22 protein-coding genes are annotated in these 20,614 nt (G+C 42.9%); all 22 read left to right on the top strand.

Annotated features, from left to right (window positions below; all coding sequences use genetic code 11):
* Positions 1 to 138: 138 nt before the first annotated feature.
* The 22 genes from BTR25_RS04935 to BTR25_RS04830 all read left to right on the top strand — a co-directional run bounded on the left by BTR25_RS04935 (position 139) and on the right by BTR25_RS04830 (position 20,614).
* Positions 139 to 1,182, top strand: a complete 1,044-nt coding sequence (locus BTR25_RS04935; RefSeq protein ID WP_075686736.1) for an L-threonylcarbamoyladenylate synthase — start codon at positions 139 to 141, stop codon at positions 1,180 to 1,182.
* Positions 1,183 to 1,333: 151 nt separating this feature from the next.
* On the top strand, positions 1,334 to 1,876 hold the full coding sequence (locus BTR25_RS04930; RefSeq protein ID WP_083652240.1) for a manganese efflux pump MntP: 543 nt from the start codon (positions 1,334 to 1,336) through the stop codon (positions 1,874 to 1,876).
* Positions 1,877 to 1,936: 60 nt separating this feature from the next.
* A complete protein-coding gene (locus BTR25_RS04925) occupies positions 1,937 to 2,371 on the top strand; it encodes a low molecular weight protein arginine phosphatase (protein ID WP_075686734.1) in 435 nt (144 codons plus the stop codon).
* 160 nt (positions 2,372 to 2,531) lie between these two features.
* Positions 2,532 to 3,098 (top strand): TIGR01440 family protein, encoded by a 567-nt coding sequence (locus BTR25_RS04920; RefSeq protein WP_075686732.1) that lies wholly within the window; start codon positions 2,532 to 2,534, stop codon positions 3,096 to 3,098.
* A gap of 199 nt (positions 3,099 to 3,297) precedes the next feature.
* Positions 3,298 to 4,539 carry a serine hydroxymethyltransferase gene (locus BTR25_RS04915; protein WP_075686730.1) on the top strand — a complete coding sequence of 414 codons (1,242 nt, stop codon included), beginning with the start codon at positions 3,298 to 3,300 and terminating at the stop codon, positions 4,537 to 4,539.
* Positions 4,540 to 4,818: 279 nt separating this feature from the next.
* Entirely contained in the window at positions 4,819 to 5,103 is a 285-nt protein-coding gene (locus BTR25_RS04910) for a phosphotransferase family protein (protein WP_483295230.1), read from the top strand.
* Positions 5,104 to 5,214: 111 nt separating this feature from the next.
* Positions 5,215 to 5,844: a uracil phosphoribosyltransferase gene (gene upp / locus BTR25_RS04905; protein WP_075686726.1), complete on the top strand. Its 630-nt coding sequence runs from the start codon at positions 5,215 to 5,217 to the stop codon at positions 5,842 to 5,844.
* 127 nt (positions 5,845 to 5,971) lie between these two features.
* Positions 5,972 to 8,173: a S8 family serine peptidase gene (locus BTR25_RS04900; protein WP_075686724.1), complete on the top strand. Its 2,202-nt coding sequence runs from the start codon at positions 5,972 to 5,974 to the stop codon at positions 8,171 to 8,173.
* A 316-nt stretch (positions 8,174 to 8,489) separates the two neighbouring features.
* Positions 8,490 to 8,711 carry an AtpZ/AtpI family protein gene (locus tag BTR25_RS04895; RefSeq protein WP_075686722.1) on the top strand — a complete coding sequence of 74 codons (222 nt, stop codon included), beginning with the start codon at positions 8,490 to 8,492 and terminating at the stop codon, positions 8,709 to 8,711.
* A 6-nt stretch (positions 8,712 to 8,717) separates the two neighbouring features.
* The gene (locus BTR25_RS04890; RefSeq protein ID WP_075686720.1) at positions 8,718 to 9,092 is read left to right on the top strand and encodes an ATP synthase subunit I; all 375 of its coding nucleotides are present in this window, start codon (positions 8,718 to 8,720) and stop codon (positions 9,090 to 9,092) included.
* Positions 9,093 to 9,113: 21 nt separating this feature from the next.
* A complete protein-coding gene (gene atpB, locus BTR25_RS04885; protein WP_075686718.1) occupies positions 9,114 to 9,824 on the top strand; it encodes a F0F1 ATP synthase subunit A in 711 nt (236 codons plus the stop codon).
* 72 nt (positions 9,825 to 9,896) lie between these two features.
* On the top strand, positions 9,897 to 10,109 hold the full coding sequence (gene atpE / locus BTR25_RS04880) for a F0F1 ATP synthase subunit C (protein WP_059171849.1): 213 nt from the start codon (positions 9,897 to 9,899) through the stop codon (positions 10,107 to 10,109).
* A 198-nt stretch (positions 10,110 to 10,307) separates the two neighbouring features.
* Entirely contained in the window at positions 10,308 to 10,835 is a 528-nt protein-coding gene (locus BTR25_RS04875) for a F0F1 ATP synthase subunit B (RefSeq protein ID WP_075686716.1), read from the top strand.
* Positions 10,832 to 11,368, top strand: coding sequence for a F0F1 ATP synthase subunit delta (locus BTR25_RS04870; protein WP_075686714.1), 537 nt, complete (start codon positions 10,832 to 10,834; stop codon positions 11,366 to 11,368). The genes BTR25_RS04875 and BTR25_RS04870 overlap by 4 nt, the downstream gene beginning before the upstream one ends.
* A gap of 172 nt (positions 11,369 to 11,540) precedes the next feature.
* The gene (gene atpA / locus BTR25_RS04865; protein WP_075686712.1) at positions 11,541 to 13,049 is read left to right on the top strand and encodes a F0F1 ATP synthase subunit alpha; all 1,509 of its coding nucleotides are present in this window, start codon (positions 11,541 to 11,543) and stop codon (positions 13,047 to 13,049) included.
* 85 nt (positions 13,050 to 13,134) lie between these two features.
* On the top strand, positions 13,135 to 13,992 hold the full coding sequence (gene atpG / locus BTR25_RS04860; RefSeq protein ID WP_075686710.1) for an ATP synthase F1 subunit gamma: 858 nt from the start codon (positions 13,135 to 13,137) through the stop codon (positions 13,990 to 13,992).
* Positions 13,993 to 14,345: 353 nt separating this feature from the next.
* On the top strand, positions 14,346 to 15,767 hold the full coding sequence (gene atpD, locus BTR25_RS04855) for a F0F1 ATP synthase subunit beta (protein WP_075686708.1): 1,422 nt from the start codon (positions 14,346 to 14,348) through the stop codon (positions 15,765 to 15,767).
* 20 nt (positions 15,768 to 15,787) lie between these two features.
* A complete protein-coding gene (locus BTR25_RS04850) occupies positions 15,788 to 16,195 on the top strand; it encodes a F0F1 ATP synthase subunit epsilon (RefSeq protein ID WP_075686706.1) in 408 nt (135 codons plus the stop codon).
* Positions 16,196 to 16,361: 166 nt separating this feature from the next.
* Positions 16,362 to 17,003: an HAD family hydrolase gene (locus BTR25_RS04845; protein ID WP_075686705.1), complete on the top strand. Its 642-nt coding sequence runs from the start codon at positions 16,362 to 16,364 to the stop codon at positions 17,001 to 17,003.
* Positions 17,004 to 17,180: 177 nt separating this feature from the next.
* Positions 17,181 to 18,155 (top strand): SIS domain-containing protein, encoded by a 975-nt coding sequence (locus BTR25_RS04840; protein ID WP_075686703.1) that lies wholly within the window; start codon positions 17,181 to 17,183, stop codon positions 18,153 to 18,155.
* A gap of 197 nt (positions 18,156 to 18,352) precedes the next feature.
* Entirely contained in the window at positions 18,353 to 19,636 is a 1,284-nt protein-coding gene (locus BTR25_RS04835; RefSeq protein ID WP_075686701.1) for an ABC transporter substrate-binding protein, read from the top strand.
* A 93-nt stretch (positions 19,637 to 19,729) separates the two neighbouring features.
* Complete coding sequence (locus BTR25_RS04830; RefSeq protein WP_075686699.1) at positions 19,730 to 20,614, top strand: carbohydrate ABC transporter permease; 885 nt, start codon at positions 19,730 to 19,732, stop codon at positions 20,612 to 20,614.

Genomic DNA, 20,614 nt, shown 5'->3' with positions numbered 1-20,614 from the left:
TATTGTTATGCACAATTTGTGGATAATGACTTGTATTTACTAACATCATCTTTTATACTTTCAAATGAAATATGAGTCTATGAGCCTAAATTCGGCAAAATTCGCTATAATGTGCGTGAATGATAAAGGTGGATAACAATGAACACAAAAGTTTGGAAAGTGGATAAAAATGTGGATAACCTTGAAAATAATCCACAGATTGTGGATGCAGCTCATTTTTTACTAGAAAATGAGGTGGTTGCCCTGCCGACGGAGACGGTTTATGGACTTGGCGGCAATGCTGAAAGTGACGATGCAGTAGGAAAAATCTTCAGTGCAAAAGGAAGGCCTGGAGATAATCCGCTAATTATCCACATTGCTGACAAAAGTCAGCTCTGCCGGTTTGTCACGGAAATTCCTGATAAGGCGGAAACGTTGATGGAAAGCTTCTGGCCGGGACCGTTAACGATCATTTTTAAAAAGAAAGCCGGTGTATTGTCGGAGTTAGCTACGGCGGGCTTAGAAACAGTGGCAGTGAGGATGCCGGATCATCCTGTTGCCTTAGCGTTGTTGGAAAAATGCCAGCTTCCGATTGCTGCTCCGAGTGCGAACAGCTCTGGTAAGCCGAGCCCGACGAAGGCTGAGCATGTGATTGAAGATCTGAATGGAAAAATTGCCGGTGTGCTTGATGGCGGGGCGACTGGAGTAGGGGTTGAATCGACGGTTGTCGATTGTACAGAGCCTATACCCGTTATTCTGAGACCTGGCGGTGTAACGAGGGAACAGCTGGAAAGGGTAGTGGGTGAGGTCCGGCTGGATCCAGCACTGGTGAATGAGGAGTCAAAACCGAAGTCGCCTGGTATGAAGTATACCCATTATGCGCCGAATGCTCCGTTATTTTTAGTAGACGGAAGCCCTGCTTTTATACAAAAGCTTGTGGACGAGCAAAAAAAGAATGGGCTCCGTGTCGGTGTTTTGACGACGGAGGAAACTCATCGCGAATATGATGCTGAGTTTGTTTTAGCATGTGGAAAGAGAAAAGAGCTAGAAACGGTAGCGACCGGCTTGTATGATGCATTAAGGACCTTTAATCAGGTGGGGGTTGACGTCATTTACAGTGAAGTTTTCCCGCATACGGGTGTGGGCGATGCGATTATGAACCGTCTTCAGAAGGCTGCTGGAAATAAGAAAATTATCGAGTAACACCACTTCCGCTTTTAAGTGGTGTTTTTTACATTTTTAAATCAGATATAATAGAAACAAAGGTCCTTTTACCCCAATTCTATCCTCTGACTTCTAAAAGGTTTTGGACGTGCATATGGTGAAACAGAGGCAAGTCCAAGGGGGGTCAGTTATGTTAGGGGAAATATTAACGCTTGTTTTAATAGCGTTTGCTTTAGGAATGGATGCCTTTTCCGTGGGTCTAGGAATGGGGATGTACAAGTTACGGCTGAGACAGATTTTTAAAATTGGGATAACCGTCGGCTTATTTCATGTGTGGATGCCGCTTGTAGGCATGTTGGCTGGCAGGTTTTTATCAGATAAATTTGGCGAGTTTGCGACCTTGATGGGCGGGGTGCTCTTAGTTGTCCTCGGTTTGCAGATGATCTGGGCAGGCCTGAAGGAGGGTGATGAGAAGATCATCACTCCGATTGGCTTTGGGTTGCTTGTTTTTGCATTGAGTGTGAGTCTGGATAGTTTTTCGATTGGGCTTACGTTAGGGATATATGGAGCGAAAACCGTGTTGGTCATCATTTTCTTTGGGGTGGCCGCTACGCTGCAAACTTGGGCCGGACTGCTGCTTGGACGAAAGGTTTCGGGATGGCTCGGGGCGTATGGGGAGGTGCTTGGCGGCAGTATCCTGCTGGCGCTTGGCATCAAATTGCTCTTTTTGTAGGATATAGATTAAGGTTTTGATAAAATGTACATAAGTTTAACGAGAAAGGGGGCAGGCAGTTTGAAGCGGGTTTTGTTTGTTTGTACTGGGAATACCTGTAGAAGTCCAATGGCTGAGGCGATTTTAAAAAGTAAGAACCTTGACGGCGTGGAAGTGAAGTCGGCAGGGGTTTATGCATCAAATGGCAGCGCGGCAAGTGCGAATGCGAAAAAGGTGCTCGAAGAAAATCAGATTGACCATCATCATCAATCTAGCTTGCTGACTGGTACACAGCTGGAATGGGCAGATGTTGTTTTAACGATGACGGGGTCGCATAAGATGGCGATTACTGGTCAATATCCTCAGTTTTCTGGGAAGCTGTTCACTTTAAAGGAGTTTGTCGGTGAAACCTATGATGTCGATGTGGTCGATCCATTTGGCGGCAACCTGTATATTTATCAAGAAACGTACAAGGAGCTTGATAAACTGATCACAAAGGCGATTAAAAAATGGTAAATGGTTTTGGGCTCTCATATGAGGGCTTTTTTTCATTTAAGTTGTGGCTTTATATTTTGTTTGCAGTATGTCAATATTAAGGCAGATGGCGGAGATTAGTTGCGGATGGAACGAAATACGATCGGATAGAACCCAATACATATAAAGCAGGTGAAGGGTTATGATTCAGGAATGGGAAAAGGAACTTGAGAGCATTTTAACTGAATTTAAAGACCAAGCTCAACTTAAACCAGGGCAATTGCTGGTGGTGGGCTGTAGCACGAGCGAGGTGATTGGTGAGAAAATCGGTACTGCTGGGACAGTTGAAGTAGCGGAAATGATTTTTCATAAACTCCACCAGTTTGCACAGGAAACAGGGGCCAACTTGGCATTTCAATGCTGTGAGCATTTGAATCGGGCGCTTGTGGTCGAAAGGTCTGTTGCACTGGAAATAGACTTTGACGAGGTAGCAGTTGTTCCGGTACGAACCGCTGGTGGTGCGATGGCAACGTATGCATTTGATGCGTTCAAAGATAGTGCGGTGGTGGAGTTTATTAAAGCCGATGCAGGGATTGATATTGGCAACACGTTAATCGGGATGCATTTAAAGCATGTCGCGGTACCTGTCAGAGTCGGGCAAAAAAGGATAGGCCATGCACATGTGACGTTAGCCAAAACAAGGCCGAAACTAATTGGCGGAGTACGTGCAGTGTACGAAAGGACTCCGGATAATACAAGCTGTCAGTAATGAAAAATACGAAATATACAACCTAGTTTCCAATTAATCATTCGTGTTTGGCTATAAATCCACATGAAAAGCGCATGTAAATAAATTATTATTCGGAAAAATTGAAATAAGTTTTTCAATTCAATCGAAAACGTGCTAAAATATAGAAGGAATTTTCAAATAGTTCATTATTAGTGTCATACATATAAGGGGGATAAATATGAAGCATTTGGCTAATCAGGACAAGCAAGTTTTCGAAGCGATCCAACAAGAGTTGGGACGCCAGCGCGGGAAAATTGAATTAATTGCCTCTGAAAACTTTGTAAGCGAAGCAGTAATGGAAGCGCAAGGATCTGTTTTAACAAATAAGTATGCTGAAGGATATCCTGGGCGCCGTTATTATGGTGGATGTGAATATGTCGATATCGCTGAGGATTTAGCCCGCGACCGTGCGAAGCAGATTTTCGGTGCTGAGTATGTGAATGTTCAGCCACACTCAGGTGCACAGGCGAACATGGCAGTGTATTTCACAATCTTGGAGCACGGTGACACTGTACTGGGAATGAACCTTTCCCACGGCGGACACTTAACACATGGAAGCCCAGTCAACTTTAGTGGGATTCAATATAAGTTTGTTGAATATGGTGTGGACGAAGTAACGCATCGCATCAACTATGAGGATGTATTAGAAAAAGCACGCGAGCATAAGCCGAAGTTGATTGTTGCTGGGGCTAGTGCATATCCAAGGGAAATCGATTTTGCCAAGTTCCGTGAAATCGCGGATGAAGTAGGCGCGTACTTAATGGTCGATATGGCTCATATTGCTGGTCTTGTTGCTGCAGGTCTTCATCAAAATCCAGTTCCATTCGCTGATTTCGTTACAACAACTACACATAAAACCCTGCGCGGTCCACGCGGCGGGATGATACTTTGCAAAGAGGAATTTGGTAAGAAAATTGATAAATCTATCTTCCCTGGAATCCAAGGCGGTCCGCTTATGCATGTGATTGCAGCCAAGGCTGTTGCTTTCGGTGAAGCTCTTCAAGACAACTTTAAAGAATATGCTGGAAATATCATTGCCAATGCGAAGCGCCTTGCTGAAGGGCTTGAGAAGGAAGGCATTAAGCTAGTTTCCGGCGGTACTGATAACCACTTGCTATTAATTGACCTGCAGACGCTTAACCTGACTGGTAAGGTTGCGGAAAAGGTCCTTGATGAAATAGGTGTAACGGTTAATAAAAATACCATTCCATACGATCCACAAAGCCCGTTTGTTACAAGTGGTGTTCGTATCGGAACAGCAGCTGTCACAAGCCGTGGCTTTGGTTTAGAGGATATGGACGAAATTGCGAGCATCATCGCCTTTACCTTGAAAAACCACGAAGATGAAGCAAAACTTGAAGAAGCAGCTGCACGTGTAGACGCCCTAACCAGCAAATTCACGCTATATCCAGAATATTAAACAAATCAAAAGCGGCCCTTAATGGGTCGTTTTTTTGTAAGGTAAAAAAGTAAATTTCCACTTTGAGAATTGTCCAGCACTAGGCGCCTTCGGCTAGTGTACTTTGCCCTTCCCTACGATAAGTCAACATCGAATTCCGCTTTTCTTCTTGCAAAATAGCTTTTAAAAAAATGGACACATTAAGTGTAGAATCCACCCATGCACTACAAAAATATTGTGATACAGTTATATTCAAGAATTGAGAAGAAGATGTATTTAGTGGACTGGGAGTTTTCCGGTATGAACGATCCGCTCTGGGATCTTGCGGCTTATATTATTGAAGCAGGGCTGTCTTTGTCAGAGGAGGAGTTGTTTCTGGATTCCTACTTCCAGGAAAACATGACTCAGGCAAATCGTGAGCAGCTGTTGATTAATAAAATCTTTCTAGACTTCCTTTGGACGATTTGGGCGCTTATGAAAGAAGCGGGCGGAGAGGATTTCGGCTCCTATGCATTGAACCGCTTTAATCGGGCGAAAAATAACTTGCAGCAGTATGCTAAATTGACTGAAATCGTTTTGAGATAGCTTGTCAAAATATTGGCAAGCTTTTTTTGTTGATAAGTTGCTCAGTAGAACTTTTTTCTGTAAAATTAGACGAAGTGTTTGAAATAAATTTTATAAAAAGGGGCGATCATTGTGGCAAAGGTATACGTCTTCGACCATCCACTAATCCAGCACAAGCTTACATACATACGAGATAAAAACACGGGAACAAAAGAGTTTCGTGAACTGGTAGACGAAGTCGCTACACTAATGGCTTTTGAAATCACAAGGGATATGTCACTTGAAGATATCGAGATTGAAACACCTGTCTGCCCGGCAAAATCTAAAGTTTTGGCTGGAAAGAAAATTGGTATAGTACCGATCTTACGTGCAGGAATTGGTATGGTTGATGGAATTTTAAAATTGATCCCAGCTGCGAAGGTTGGCCATATTGGGTTATATCGCGATCCGGAAACGTTAATGCCGGTCGAGTATTACGTGAAGCTTCCGAGCGACGTGGAAGAGCGTGATTTCATTGTCGTCGATCCCATGCTCGCAACGGGCGGCTCGGCAAACGAGGCAATCAACAGCTTGAAGAAGCGCGGCGCAAAGCAGATTAAATTTATGTGCTTGATTGCAGCACCTGAAGGCGTAGAAGCAGTGAAGGAAGCACATCCTGATGTAGACATCTACATTGCCGCTTTAGATGAGAAATTAAATGACCATGGTTATATCGTTCCTGGTCTTGGCGATGCAGGCGACCGCCTGTTTGGAACGAAATAGGATTTAAAAGCTGAGTGGACAATGGTCTACTCAGTTTTTTTGTTTCAACCAGCAAAAAATTCAATCAAAAAATTGCATATTTTCCCCGTGACTGGAAAACGATATACCAAAAAGGGGAATTTTATAGATGAAAAAATGGATTTTACTGCTTGTTTTGCTTTTATCATGTCAAACGACCTCGTCAGCGGCGCGCACACTTACAGCTCCACCGATTCCAAAGGAGCGGGTGGCGATTGTGGTCCTCGAAAAAGCTCAATCCAAACAAGAAATTCAACAGGCCTTACAGCCATACAAAGACCTTCAGCTCCGTCGTGTGTTTCAGGAGGCATTATACGGTTTTTCGGTTGAAGGGAATCCGGAATCGATTGCCAAGCTTGCCGAGGAATATGAAGATGTCATCAATGTTTCACCGGTAACAAACTATCAGATCCAAGCGGAAGAGGGTGTGAAAATTATTGGCGGAGAAGAGGTCCGGGGCCTTTTCGATAACAAGAACCAGCGTCTGACCGGTAAAGGTGTTACGGTGGCTGTCATTGATACGGGGGTTGATTATACCCATCCGGATTTAAAGGGGAATTATAACGGCGGTCATGATTTAGTTGATAATGATGAGGATCCGATGGAAACGTTAACGCTCGGAAGTGCTACGGTACACGGCACTCATGTCGCTGGGATCATTGCTGCAAACGGAAAAATAAAGGGTGTGGCTCCGGAGGCAAAGATTCGAGCCTACCGTGCGCTTGGTCCTGGAGGCGGCGGGACGACGGAACAGGTAATAGCCGCCATTGAAGAGGCAATGAAGGACAACGTGGACATTATGAACCTTAGCTTAGGGAACAACGTGAATGGCCCTGATTTGCCGATTAGTCTGGCACTGAACCGCGCGGTGGAAAAAGGGATTGTGGCAGTGGCTGCAGCGGGTAACTCAGGTCCTTCTATTTGGTCGGTAGGTTCACCCGGAACGGCTTCGAAGTCAATTTCTGTCGGGGCATCGACACCGGCAATGGAAATTCCATACATATTAATAGAAGGAATGAGCAAAAAAACTCGAATCGAACCGTTGGCAGGCTCGCCTAGCTGGGCACTAGACCGGTCACTCCTACTAGCAGACGGAGGAATGGGGACGAAGGGAGATGTAAAGAATGTTGCTGGAAAAATCGTTCTGATTGAACGAGGAAAATACACTTTTACAGAAAAGGCAAAAAATGCACAGGATGCCGGTGCAAAGGCTGTTATTATCTACAACAATCTGAGCGGAGGATTTAGCGGTAATCTCGAGCTGCCGCTCGAAATTCCAGTTGCATCTGTCACAAAAGAAGAAGGGGAAAAGTTAAAAAAGAAGGTAGGCAAATCGATTAGGACCGAGATTGCGATGGAAAAGGATCAGCTCGCTGATTTTAGCTCAAGGGGGCCTGTTACCGATACTTGGGAGGTTAAGCCAGATATTGTCGCACCAGGGGTATCGGTAAATTCCACGATTCCAGGAGGCTATTTATCCTTACAAGGAACGAGTATGGCAGCGCCCCATGTGGCTGGTGCCTGTGCCTTAATCTTACAGGCACATCCTGATTGGACACCTGAGCAAATAAAAGCTGCGCTCATGAATACGGCCCGGCCGCTGGTCAAGGAGTCAAGCAAATCAGACCATTACCGAACCTATGAACAGGGAGCGGGCCGGATCCGTGTGGATGCGGCGATAAAAACGGAGTCACTAGTGACCCCGAGTTCGATAAAGTTTGGAAAGTTTGCTGGTGAGACGGATGAACATAAAGCTTTCCTCCAGGTCGAGAATATCAGCAAGAAAAAGCAGCATTATACCTTTGATATACCGAAGCAGACAGACGGGCTTACCTGGCACTTTCCGTTATCCTTTACACTTGATCCCGGGGAGTCGCGTGAAGTGAAAGTAGAATTAAGTGTCGATCCTTCTCTATTAAAAGGCAAGATTCATGATGGCTACCTGAATTTAAGGGCAGGAAAAACAGAGATTAAGATTCCCTACCTATATGTATTGGAGGAGCCGAATTATCCTAGGGTGATGGGCTTTGACTTTAAAGCGGCCGATAAGCCGGGAAATTACCGCTATGAAGTGTATTTACCTGGGGGGGCAGATGAGTTCGGGATTGCTCTTTTCCATCCGGATGATTACAGATTTATCGATTATTTAGATTCTGGAGAAAATATAAAAAAAGGACTCATCACAAAGGAACTAGAGGCAGAGCATCTTCCGCCGTCTGGTGTCTATCTTGCTAAAGTGTTTGCGAAGAAAGCGGGAAAGGAAGACTTCATCGAAACGATGATTGTAATCGAAGAGAGGGAAGGGCCGTAACTGCCCTGCTCTTTTTTTGTCACAAAATAGACACATTTCCAAATAACAAATAGTACCAACATTTAAACCATTGTTTTTACTACAGTCATAGTGTAAATTAAGTAATTGATAGAGTATCTTTGAGCTAATAGATTGTGGATTAATTCACGTAAATCCATTGACATTGAATAGGTGCTATTGTATGCTAACAAAGGATATAAAATGATAGGGTTTTCATCACTTTCGACAGAATTCTCTGTTTGTTTATACTTCTTCTTTTGTACATATTAACCTCGTTTTAAGGATTGTATTCTCTTATGGTGAGGATGCGATAGTTATGCGTAAAGAAAACCGCAACCCATTTCAAGCGTATGCCCTTATGTCCGCCATTCTTGCCTCCCTTGTAGGGTCCATTTTAATTGGAATTTTTACAGGAAGATGGTTAGATAAGGTCTGGGGTACGGAGCCAATTTTCTTAATAATCGGATTGTTTATCGGTTTGGCTGCAGGGGTATATTCGATGCTCGTCACAATTCGCAAGTTCTTTTCAGGAGATTAACCAACCATGCCAGAATTTCAAACAATGTTTGTACGACAGCGAAAATGGATGTTCTTTTTATTGTCTTTTTACGTGCTTGGTTGGGGGTTCACTACTTATCAATCAATCTTTTTAGGGTTGGTTCTTGGGACCAGTTTGAGCCTCTTTAATTTGTGGTTAATGGCTCGAAAGATTGACCAGATGGGACAGGCTGCCGAAAGCGGCAGGAGGATTCGTTCACTTGGATCATTTTCTCGAATGGCCACTGGGGCATTAGCCATTGTCATTACGATGAGGTACCCTGAGCATTTCCACCTCATTAGTGTAGTCATAGGATTAATGACATCCTATATTGTCATTATGATAGATTTTTTTATTCAACATTTTTATCTAGATAAATAGCGGGGAAGCGAGGTGAATACGTTGCATCACGAAGCTCCAATAGTAACATTTCTTGGGCTCCAATTTAACTTGGCAAACGTCTTGATGATTACCGTAGCAACTGGAATTGTCTTTTTGATTGCCCTCCTATCTACTCGTAGTCTGGCGATGAAACCGACTGGAATGCAAAACTTCATGGAATGGGTTATGGATTTCGTAAAGAACATCATCAACAGTACGATGGATTGGAAAGATGGAGGAAGGTTCCATGTACTTGGAATTACCATCATCATGTATATATTCGTAGCAAATATGCTGGGGCTGCCTTTCTCTATTGTTGTCGACGGCGTGCTATGGTGGAAATCACCGACAGCCGATCCGGCCGTAACATTGACTTTAGCAACCTTAATCGTGGGTCTATCTCATTATTATGGTGTAAAGTCAAAGGGTACAGCAGCATATGGAAGGGAATTCTTCAAACCGTTCTGGTTTATGTTCCCGATTAAGATTATTGAAGAGTTTGCGAACACTCTGACGTTAGGTCTCCGTCTATACGGGAACATCTACGCGGGTGAAATTTTATTAAGCTTACTCGCAGCTGGCTTAGCAACTGGCGTAGCCGGTACGTTAGCCGCAGCACTACCTATGTTAGTATGGCAAGGCTTCTCGCTCTTTGTCGGCGCCATTCAATCATTTATTTTTGTAATGTTAACAATGGTATACTTGTCTCACAAAGTGAGTCATGACCATTAAGATATACCCTGTTCAAATTTTGAACAAAAATAAAAATTTATTTTTTCATACATTAAAGGAGGAAATTTTCAAATGGGTCTTATAGCAGCAGCAATTGCAATTGGTTTAGCAGCACTAGGTGCAGGTATTGGTAACGGTCTGATCGTATCAAAAACAGTAGAAGGTATCGCGCGTCAGCCAGAAGCTCGTGGTATGCTTCAAACTACAATGTTCATCGGGGTTGCGTTAGTTGAGGCGATTCCAATCATCGCGGTTGTTATCGCGTTCATGGTTCAAGGTCAATAATCGAACGACAAAATCGTTCATTAACAATGGCGAAGATCATTCGTGAGAACCTTCGCCATTCGTTTATGTCCACTATTGAACATAGTTGACCCGAGCCACTAGGCGCTGGAGCTAGACATAAACGATTAATTCCGACAATTATTTCGACTGATATACATGTTGTTTTAAGGGAAAGTCCTTGAAGGGAGTGAATCGCGGGTGTTATCAAATAGTTTAGTATTAGGTGCTGCAGCAGCTCACTCTGGTGTAAACTGGGGAGATATTGTTTTCCAGCTTGTTATGTTTATCGTTTTAATGGTTCTATTAAAGAAATTCGCATGGGGACCATTAATGGGCATCATGAAACAGCGGGAAGAACATGTTTCTAATGAAATTACTGCAGCAGAAAATAGCCGTCAAGAAGCTAAAAAGTTGCTAGAAGAACAGCGCAGTCTTTTAAAAGAAGCGCGTACTGAAGCACAAACTTTAATTGAAGGCGCTAGAAAGCAAGGCGACGTTCAACGTGATGAAATCATTGCGCTTGCACGTTCAGAAGCTGAGCGCATCAAAGAAAGTGCGAAGCTTGAAATTGATCAACAAAAAGAAAAAGCGGTTGCCGCTATTCGTGAGCAAGTGGCTTCATTGTCTGTCCTAATTGCCTCTAAAGTAATTGAAAAAGAATTGAGTGCAGCAGACCAAGAGAAACTGATTAACGAATATATTCATGAGGCAGGAGAAGAGCGATGAGCAACTCGATGGTAGCAAAACGCTACGCGTTGGCTCTTTTTCGAATCGCAAAGGAACAGAATCTTCTTGGAGTAGTAGAAGAAGAACTTCGTGTAGTTAGAGAAGTTGTGCATTACAACAAAGACCTAAATGCGGTATTAAAATCTTCCAAACTCTCATTAGAGAAGAAAAAAGAGGTAATCCGTGCATCCTTTGGAACTGTAAGTGCATACGTGCTGAACACACTTTTAATCCTAATCGACCGCCACCGCGAAGATGAAATCGTGGAAGTGGCTAACCAATTTTTTGAGCTTGCAAATGAAGAAATGGGTATTGCAGAAGCAAAAGTATACAGCATACGTGAGTTAACTGACGCTGAGCGCGACGCCATCTCTGCTACATTTGCAGCGAAGGTTGGGAAGAAGTCATTAAGAATTGAAAATATCGTTGATTCCGAACTGCTTGGAGGCGTTAAGCTCCGCATCGGAAACCGTATATATGACGGCTCATTACGCGGTAAGCTAGACCGTCTAGAACGTAAATTGTTAAGCTAAAACGAAAAGCCGGGGGCAACAGGCATAAGACAAGCTGGCATGAAGGTTGCTTTTTAACCTTCTTGACGGATTGAGCATATGACCCGAGCCACTAGGCGCCTTGCGCTGGACAATTCTCAAAGTCGCATGTAGCGAAAAAGAATGTTAAGTATTGTAGATAGGGGTGAAACTCATGAGCATCAAAGCTGAAGAAATCAGTGCCCTGATAAAAAAGCAAATTGAAAACTATCAGGCAGAAATTCAAGTGAGTGATGTTGGTACGGTTATCTCCGTTGGTGACGGTATCGCTCGTGTTCATGGCCTAGACAATGTCATGGCTGGAGAACTTGTTGAATTTTCTAACGGCGTTATGGGTATGGCACAAAACCTTGAAGAAAATAACGTCGGTATTATCATTTTAGGACCTTTCACTGATATTAAAGAAGGTGGCGAGGTTCGCCGTACAGGACGCATCATGGAGGTTCCAGTAGGTGAACAGCTTATCGGCCGTGTTGTAAACTCATTAGGACAACCAGTTGATGGTATGGGACCAATCAATGCAACTAAAACTCGCCCAGTTGAGGCAGTTGCTCCTGGCGTTATGGCTCGTAAATCCGTTCATGAGCCATTACAAACGGGTATCAAAGCGATTGACGCATTAGTGCCAATCGGACGTGGTCAGCGTGAGTTAATCATCGGTGACCGTCAAACAGGTAAAACATCTGTTGCAATCGATACAATCTTGAACCAAAAAGGTCAAAACATGATCTGTATCTATGTTGCAATCGGACAAAAAGAATCAACAGTACGTAACGCAGTTGAAACTCTTCGTAAGCATGGCGCGTTAGAGTACTCAATCGTTGTTACGGCATCTGCTTCACAGCCAGCTCCATTGTTATTCCTTGCTCCATATGCGGGTGTTACAATGGCGGAAGAATTCATGTACGACGGCAAGCACGTCCTAATCGTCTATGATGATCTTTCTAAACAAGCGGCTGCATACCGTGAGCTTTCCCTATTACTTCGTCGTCCTCCAGGTCGTGAAGCATATCCAGGGGATGTATTCTACTTGCACAGCCGGTTGCTCGAGCGTGCTGCAAAAATTAATGACTCGTTAGGTGCTGGTTCAATCACAGCATTACCTTTCATTGAAACACAAGCAGGTGACGTTTCTGCTTATATCCCAACAAACGTTATTAGTATCACTGATGGACAAATTTTCTTACAATCAGATCTTTTCTTCTCCGGTGTTCGTCCAGCGATCAACGCAGGTCTATCCGTATCTCGTGTAGGTGGATCCGCGCAAATCAAGGCGATGAAAAAGGTATCAGGTACACTACGTCTTGACCTTGCATCATACCGTGAATTAGAAGCATTCGCTCAGTTCGGTTCTGACCTTGATAAAGCAACACAAGCAAAACTTAACCGTGGAGCTCGTACAGTTGAAGTACTTAAGCAGGACCTTCACAAGCCGCTTGCTGTTGAAAAGCAAGTAGCCGTTCTTTATGCACTTACACGCGGCTTCATCGACGATATTCCATTGGAAGATGTTCGCCGTTTTGAATCAGAATACCTTAATTGGTTAGACCACAATCGCAAAGACTTGTTAGACCATATTACAAAAACGAAGGATCTTCCTTCTGATGAAGATATGGCTGCTGCAATTAACGACTTCAAAAAGACGTTTGCAGTTTCCGAATAAGTAGGGTCTGACAATTGAAAATGACGGCGAGGGGTGCTAACACACCCCAAACCTGACATTCTTTGAATGAGGGTGGTGAGAACCTATGGCATCATTACGCGATATAAAACAACGTATAACTTCGACAAAAAAGACGAGTCAAATTACGAAAGCAATGGAAATGACGTCCGCCGCTAAGTGGAACCGCGGAGTCATGAATGCAAAATCATTCGTGCCTTACATGGAGAAAATCCAGGAAGTGACTGCATCGATCGCAATCGGCAGTAAAGACGTGATCCATCCTATGCTTCAAGCTCGTCCTGTAAAGAAAACGGGCTATATTGTTATGACCTCAGACCGCGGACTTGCTGGTGCATTTAACAGTAACGTCATCCGTCGTGTCCATCAAACAATCCAAAGCCGTCACAAATCGAATGATGAATTCGCGATCATTGCAATCGGTCGTGTGGCACGTGACTTTTTTGTTAAGCGCGGTATGAATGTAGTTCTCGAAATCGTCGGGGTCTCAGATCAGCCAAGCTTTGACAGCATTAAAGACATTACCTCAAGCACCGTAGGCATGTTCTCAGACGGAACATTCGATGAACTATATGTATATTACAGCCACTACATCAGTGCAATCTCTCAAGAAGTAACCGAGAAGAAGCTGCTTCCATTAACGGACATCAGCACCTCTTCAAAGCTTACTGCGTATGAGTTCGAGCCATCTGCAGAAGAAATTCTCGAAGTTCTCCTGCCGCAATATGCTGAGAGCTTAATTTTTGGCGCTCTATTAGACAGCAAGGCAAGCGAGCACGCGGCCCGAATGACAGCAATGAGAAACGCAACCGATAACGCAAAAGAACTAATCCGCAGCTATACACTAAGCTACAACCGTGCCCGTCAAGCAGCGATCACACAAGAAATCACCGAGATCGTAGGCGGTGCGGCAGCACTAGAATAGAAAAGCGGAAGCGCCTTGTCCAGGGGCGACCGGCATAAGACGAGCCGTCAAGGAGGTTGTTCTTTAACCTCCGTGACGGAATGGCTTATGACCCGAGCCCCTAGGCGCTGCAGCTGGACAAAGAAAAGCGGAAGCCCCTTGCCTAGGCGCGACCTCACGGCGGCAAACTTTTTTTAAAAAAATGTACCCTGTTTCAGGGACCTTGATAGAGTGTGGACGAGGGAACCATTTCGGGTGTCCCGACTCCGTTTTGAAGCGTAAGAAAATAGCCGGAGCTGTTACTAGGTTCTTTTTTAGAAAAAAGATTTAGGCAAAGCTATTTTCAAACGGCAAGTAAGTTAGGAGGGAAAACGATGAACAAAGGACGCGTTCTTCAGATTATGGGTCCGGTTGTTGACATTAAGTTTGAAAACGGTCAATTGCCTGCGATCTATAATGCATTAAAAGTTGATTTTAAAGCGCAGAATCAATCAGAAGTTGACATCAACTTAACCCTTGAAGTAGCCCTTCATTTAGGTGATGATACTGTTCGTACAATCGCGATGTCTACGACTGACGGATTGGTGCGTGGTTTAGAAGTAGTTGATACTGGTTTACCAATCTCTGTACCTGTTGGTGAGCCGACTCTTGGTCGTGTTTTCAACGTATTAGGTGAAGCGATTGACCTTAAAGAAGAGATTCCAGCTAGTGCCCGCCGTGACTCGATTCACCGTGAAGCACCAACGTTTGAACATCTTTCAACTGAGGTTGAGATCCTTGAAACAGGTATTAAAGTAGTAGACTTACTTGCTCCTTACATTAAGGGTGGTAAGATCGGTCTATTCGGTGGTGCCGGTGTAGGTAAAACGGTTTTAATCCAGGAATTAATTAATAACATCGCCCAAGAGCACAGCGGTATTTCCGTTTTCGCTGGTGTAGGTGAGCGTACTCGTGAGGGTAACGACCTTTACCACGAAATGACTGACTCAGGCGTTATCAAGCAAACAGCGATGGTATTCGGACAAATGAACGAGCCGCCAGGCGCACGTATGCGTGTTGCTTTGACTGGTTTGACAATGGCTGAATATTTCCGTGATGAGCAAGGACAGGACGTTCTTTTCTTCATGGATAACATCTTCCGTTTTACGCAAGCAGGTTCTGAGGTTTCCGCGCTACTTGGCCGTATGCCTTCTGCCGTAGGTTACCAGCCAACGCTTGCAACGGAAATGGGTAAATTACAAGAGCGTATTACCTCTACTAACGTTGGTTCTGTTACATCAATCCAAGCGATTTACGTACCAGCCGATGACTATACGGATCCGGCTCCGGCTACAACATTCGCTCACTTAGATGCAACAACAAACCTTGAGCGTAAGCTATCTGAGATGGGTATCTACCCTGCGGTGGATCCACTTGCTTCGACTTCACGTGCATTGTCACCTGAAATCGTAGGCGAAGAGCACTACAATATAGCGCGTCAAGTTCAATCAACTTTACAGCGTTACCGTGAACTTCAGGATATCATTGCGATTCTAGGTATGGACGAACTTTCTGATGAAGATAAGTTAGTTGTACACCGTGCGCGTCGTGTCCAGTTCTTTTTATCACAAAACTTCCACGTTGCTGAACAGTTTACTGGCCAAGCAGGATCTTATGTTCCTGTTAAAGAAACGGTTAAAGGTTTCAAGGAAATCCTTGAAGGTAAGTATGACCACCTTCCAGAAGATGCATTCCGTCTTGTCGGCCGTATTGATGACGTGATTGAAAGTGCAAAACGCATGGGTGTAGAGGCCTAAGCCTGTCAGGAGGGTAAAAAATGAAGACATTTAAAGTCAATATTGTTACTCCCGATGGCCCTGTGTATGAATCAGATGTAGAGATGGTCAGCACGAAGGCTCAAAGTGGTGAATTAGGTATTTTGGCCGGTCATATTCCAATGGTTGCTCCGCTAGCAATTGGGGTTGTACGCCTCAAAAAAGGCGGCAAGGAGCAGGATCTTGTTGCTGTAAGCGGCGGTTTCCTCGAAGTTCGTCCTGATCAAGTGACGATTCTCGCTCAAGCAGCTGAGAGATCAAGCGATATCGATTTGGAACGCGCACTTCGTGCAAAGGAACGTGCCGAGCAGCGTCTACGCGATTCGCGCCAAGAAGATACCGACTTCAAACGTGCCGAGCTAGCTCTGCAACGCGCCATCAACCGTCTTACCGTATCGCAAGGAAGATAATTATATGACTCAACCCCCGCTTTGCGGGGGTTTTTGTGTTTTTTGGATACATAAATCTTCTTCTCTTGTAAGAATAATAAAAACTCTTGAATTGACACATAACGTATTATGATGTTATATATTTAAAAAGATATATGTGAGATTAAAATCGTTGAGGTGAAATGAAATGAAGTTAGTAATCTTTGATATGGACGGCCTGTTGTTTGATACGGAAAGGCCCTCGTTTCGTGCCTTGAAGGAAGCGAGTGAAAGGAGACACTTTACCTTTACGATAGAGAACTATAAACAATTAATTGGGCTGCCGCACGGGAAGTCACGTGATGCTTTGGAAAAGATGTATGAAGGAAAGTTTCCTTACGAAGAAGTCATTGAAGAGTATCGCGAAGGGTTTAGGCGGATTTTAACGGATGAGGGTATTGGTATTAAGCCAGGGGTAAAACAATTGCTAGATGCAATTGATGGGCGGCGTATGAAGAAATGCATTGCTTCCTCAAGTTCACGGGAGACGATAGCGGCATATTTGAAGCAGACGGGACTTGAGGACCGATTTGATTTTTATATTAGTGGAAATGAAGTGAAGAATGGAAAGCCATATCCGGACATTTTTTTAGAAGCATGTAAGATTGCCGGAGAGCCGGTAGAGTCTGCCTTAGTCTTGGAAGACTCATTAAATGGGCTGAAGGCAGCAAGTGCCGCTGGTATACGTTGTGTGTTGGTTCCGGATTTGATTGAGCCGACGATCGAAATAGAAGAAATGGCTTTTAGGATTTGTGACGATTTAGAAAAAGTAATTGCGTTATTGGAGTAAACCCTTATATGAAATAAGGGTTTTTTTTTATTAGGAGCGGCAGGGGAGTTCTTTGTCGAAAAAATAATTAACAGAATTTTTAAAAGTGTTTGACATATATCATACAAGGTTATATAATTCTCAGTAAGACATCATATGATGTTATATGAGGTCATATTACATTTGGGGGTAAAGTATATGAAAACTGAACACGTTAACCAAATAGCAGCTGTTATTAATGCAGTTAAAGCAACAGAAGTGAAGAATGTTTATTTTGTAGCATGTGGAGGTTCAATGGCATCTCTTGGTACTGGCGATTATTTCTTAAACAGAGAAATTGAGATTCCAAGCAGAGTTTACACTTCAAATGAATTTATTCATGTGAACCCACCGGGACTAGGTGAAGGGAGTGTTGTGATTCTTCGTTCACATTCAGGAACTACTCCAGAAACGGTTGAAGCAGCTAAATTTGCCCGAGAAAAGGGTGCAGTTACGATTGCGATCTCTATGGAAGTTGAATCTCCACTTTGTCAGGAAGCTGAGTATACAGTTCATTATAACTATAAGGATGGCTCAGATGCGATTGACGGAGAAACTGGTATTTATTACAGCTTAATTTTTAATCTATTGAATGCGGTTTCACCTAATGAAAAATACGAAAGAGTATTAACTCAATTAAATAATTTAGAAACTCTTTTTGAATCAAACAGAAAATTGACTTATGACCGTGCATTCCAATTTGGCAGTGAGTATAAGCGCGATAAATTGATCTATACAATGGGTAGCGGTGCTTACTACCACCAGGCATATTCGTTCACAAGCTGTTTGTTAATGGAAATGTTATGGATCCACTCTAATGCGATTCATACTGGTGAGTACTTCCACGGGCCATTTGAAGCAACGGACTTTGATGTTCCATTCCTCATTATTAAAGGAGAAGGAGCGACTCGCCCGTTAGATGAAAGAGCGATTAATTTTGCACAAAAATACAGCAAAAAAGTCGAAGTTGTGGATATCGCAGAATTGGATTACACAGGAATTGACGAAGACCTTAAAGAATACTTTGGTCCAGCGCTTGCCGGTGTAGTATTACGTCAATATGCTGACGGATTAGCTGAGCACACAGGTCACCCGCTATCCGTAAGACGTTATATGTGGAAAATGGAATATTAATTTGCCAGATTATTCACTCAATAAGGCTAGATTTTAAGAAAGGTTTTCTAGTATACTTAGAGAATACGATTGACAAGTGGACATAGTTCAGTTGAAGGTTTATCTACTCCACACTTTTGACAAAAACACCTAATTGAACGCACCCCATTTTATTATTATAATAATAATATTCAGAATGTTGAAAAGGGAGTGAAAAGATGAAAAAATTACTAGCAATTTTCATGACAGTTCTTTTATTGGCGTTAACAGCATGTTCATCTTCTGCGGGCAACGAGGAAAAAAAACCATCCGATAAAGATAAAGATGTAGTAGAAATTAATTTCTTCCATAGATGGCCGAATGAACCGCGAAAATCTTTCTATAACGAGAAAATCAAAGAGTACATGGAAGCTAATCCAAATGTAAAAATTAACGTTGACTCTGTTCTGAACGATTCTTACAAAGAGAAAATTAGGGTACTCGTTTCAAACGATGATCTTCCTCATATTTTCTCATCTTGGTCTAACTCATTCGCTGAAAATCTTGTATCATCTGGTCGTATTATGGAGTTAAATGATATTTTAGCTGAGGATACAGAATGGTCAGGAAAATTCATTCAGTCTCAGTTTGCCGGGTTTACATTTGATGAAAAAACGTATGGTGTACCATTTACGGTTGACGGAAAAGCATTCTTCTATAATAAGGAAATTTTCAAGAAAAATAATCTTGAAGCGCCTAAAACCTATAAGGAATTTATCTCAGTATTAGATAAGCTGCAGGATGCTGGTTACGAAACTCCATTAGTAGAGGGTTTAACAAATGCTTGGGCCATTTCTCACTATATGGGAACGATCTTCCAAAGGGTTGTCGATCCTGCTGTATTAGAAAAAGATTATAGTGTGGCGACTGGTGAGTTTACCGATCCAGGCTATATTAAAGGATTAGAAATCTTCCAAGAGCTTACCGATTACATGGGAGATCTCTCAACGGCCATTGACCATGAGGCAGCAAGAAATATGTTTGCTAGTGGTGACGCTCCAATTGTTTACATGCAATTTGCTGAAGTCAAAATGGTAGAAGATCAAGGGATGGAAAATTTCGGATTCTTTAACTTCCCTGAAATTGAAGGAGGAAAAGGTGATTCTGGAGCACTTACTGGGGCACCTGAAGGATGGATGTTAAGCAAAAATGCTCCAAAAGAAGCAATCGATTTCTTGAAGTTCTTAGCATCAGAAGAAACTGCGTACGACTTTACAAAAACAGACGGACAATTGAATGCAGTCCAGGGTGCTGTAGATGAGGGCAATACTTCTCCTGCTAGATTAGAAGCCTACGAAATCGTAACAAATGCTTCTGCGACGACACCATGGTTTGATAATGCTGTTAATATCAATATTGCCGATATATTCATGAGAGGCGGACAGACATTAGCAAATGAACAAACAACTCCTGAAGAAATCATGAAGGAAGTTCAAGCTGAAGCGAAACGTTTGAAAAAATAGAATATGAATTCCCCTTTCCAAGATTCGAGGACTTTGTTCCCCGAGTCTTGGGAAAACTACCAAACAAGTGAAAAATATTAGGGGGTGGGGTCAATGTATAGAAGGAAGTTTAATATTATCCCTGTACTGTTCTTATTGCCGAGCATCGCCTTGCTGCTCGTATTTGTCTATATTCCGCTTATACAAAATTTTTACAATAGCTTCTTCGATTTCTCTGTTTTCTCTCAAACAAAGACGTTTGTTGGTTTGGACAACTTTAAAATCTTATTAACCGATAAAGTAGTAACTGTTGCACTGTTCAATAATGTTAAGTACGCGATCGTATCTGTTGTACTACAGGTGGGATTTGCACTGGTGTTAGCTTATATATTAGAAGATAAATTACTTAGAAGAGTAGCCCCTTTCCTTAGGGTCGTTTACTTTATGCCAGTTATGATTTCTATTTCTGTTGTTGCATTGCTTTTTGGGTTTGTATATAACCCGCAAATGGGACTATTAAATAGTTTCCTAGAACTAGTTGGACTAGAAAACCTGAAAGAGGTTTGGCTAGGCAATTCAAAGACAGCCATTTATGCGGTCATTGCGATGTCACAATGGCATAGTATCGGGTTTGTTATGCTTTTATTTATCGTTGCGATTCAGAAAATTCCGAAAGAGCTTTACGAAGCTGCTGATATAGATGGGGCTGGAAGGGTTAGAAAGTTTTTTAGCATTACCGTCCCACAAGTAAGAGAAGCTATTTTTGTTAACACCTTAATTACGGTCACCGGGTCGATGCTCGTTTTTAATGAACCGTATATTCTGACGAATGGCGGACCGGGCTTCAGTTCAACCGTTTTGTCTGTACATATGTATCAGACTGGTTTTGTGAAAGATAACATGGGCTATGCGTCCACCCTCGCGATTATTATCTTTCTTCTGACAGCGATTCTAGCACTTATTCAAATTAAACTGTCTCGCACGGGAAAGGATGAATAA

The organism is Bacillus sp. MRMR6 (assembly GCF_001940785.1).
GTDB lineage: Bacteria > Bacillota > Bacilli > Bacillales > Cytobacillaceae > Neobacillus.
The sequence above is the reverse complement of the archived record's forward strand: the minus strand, read 5'-3'. Positions and strand labels throughout refer to the sequence as shown.

Coding starts and splice junctions, on each gene's coding strand:
- BTR25_RS04935 (WP_075686736.1), top strand. CDS start 139: ATGAACACAAAAGTTTGGAAAGTGGATAAAAATGTGGATAACCTTGAA.
- BTR25_RS04930 (WP_083652240.1), top strand. CDS start 1,334: ATGTTAGGGGAAATATTAACGCTTGTTTTAATAGCGTTTGCTTTAGGA.
- BTR25_RS04920 (WP_075686732.1), top strand. CDS start 2,532: ATGATTCAGGAATGGGAAAAGGAACTTGAGAGCATTTTAACTGAATTT.
- BTR25_RS04915 (WP_075686730.1), top strand. CDS start 3,298: ATGAAGCATTTGGCTAATCAGGACAAGCAAGTTTTCGAAGCGATCCAA.
- BTR25_RS04910 (WP_483295230.1), top strand. CDS start 4,819: ATGAACGATCCGCTCTGGGATCTTGCGGCTTATATTATTGAAGCAGGG.
- BTR25_RS04900 (WP_075686724.1), top strand. CDS start 5,972: ATGAAAAAATGGATTTTACTGCTTGTTTTGCTTTTATCATGTCAAACG.
- BTR25_RS04895 (WP_075686722.1), top strand. CDS start 8,490: ATGCGTAAAGAAAACCGCAACCCATTTCAAGCGTATGCCCTTATGTCC.
- BTR25_RS04890 (WP_075686720.1), top strand. CDS start 8,718: ATGCCAGAATTTCAAACAATGTTTGTACGACAGCGAAAATGGATGTTC.
- atpE (WP_059171849.1), top strand. CDS start 9,897: ATGGGTCTTATAGCAGCAGCAATTGCAATTGGTTTAGCAGCACTAGGT.
- BTR25_RS04870 (WP_075686714.1), top strand. CDS start 10,832: ATGAGCAACTCGATGGTAGCAAAACGCTACGCGTTGGCTCTTTTTCGA.
- atpA (WP_075686712.1), top strand. CDS start 11,541: ATGAGCATCAAAGCTGAAGAAATCAGTGCCCTGATAAAAAAGCAAATT.
- atpG (WP_075686710.1), top strand. CDS start 13,135: ATGGCATCATTACGCGATATAAAACAACGTATAACTTCGACAAAAAAG.
- atpD (WP_075686708.1), top strand. CDS start 14,346: ATGAACAAAGGACGCGTTCTTCAGATTATGGGTCCGGTTGTTGACATT.
- BTR25_RS04850 (WP_075686706.1), top strand. CDS start 15,788: ATGAAGACATTTAAAGTCAATATTGTTACTCCCGATGGCCCTGTGTAT.
- BTR25_RS04845 (WP_075686705.1), top strand. CDS start 16,362: ATGAAGTTAGTAATCTTTGATATGGACGGCCTGTTGTTTGATACGGAA.
- BTR25_RS04840 (WP_075686703.1), top strand. CDS start 17,181: ATGAAAACTGAACACGTTAACCAAATAGCAGCTGTTATTAATGCAGTT.
- BTR25_RS04835 (WP_075686701.1), top strand. CDS start 18,353: ATGAAAAAATTACTAGCAATTTTCATGACAGTTCTTTTATTGGCGTTA.
- BTR25_RS04830 (WP_075686699.1), top strand. CDS start 19,730: ATGTATAGAAGGAAGTTTAATATTATCCCTGTACTGTTCTTATTGCCG.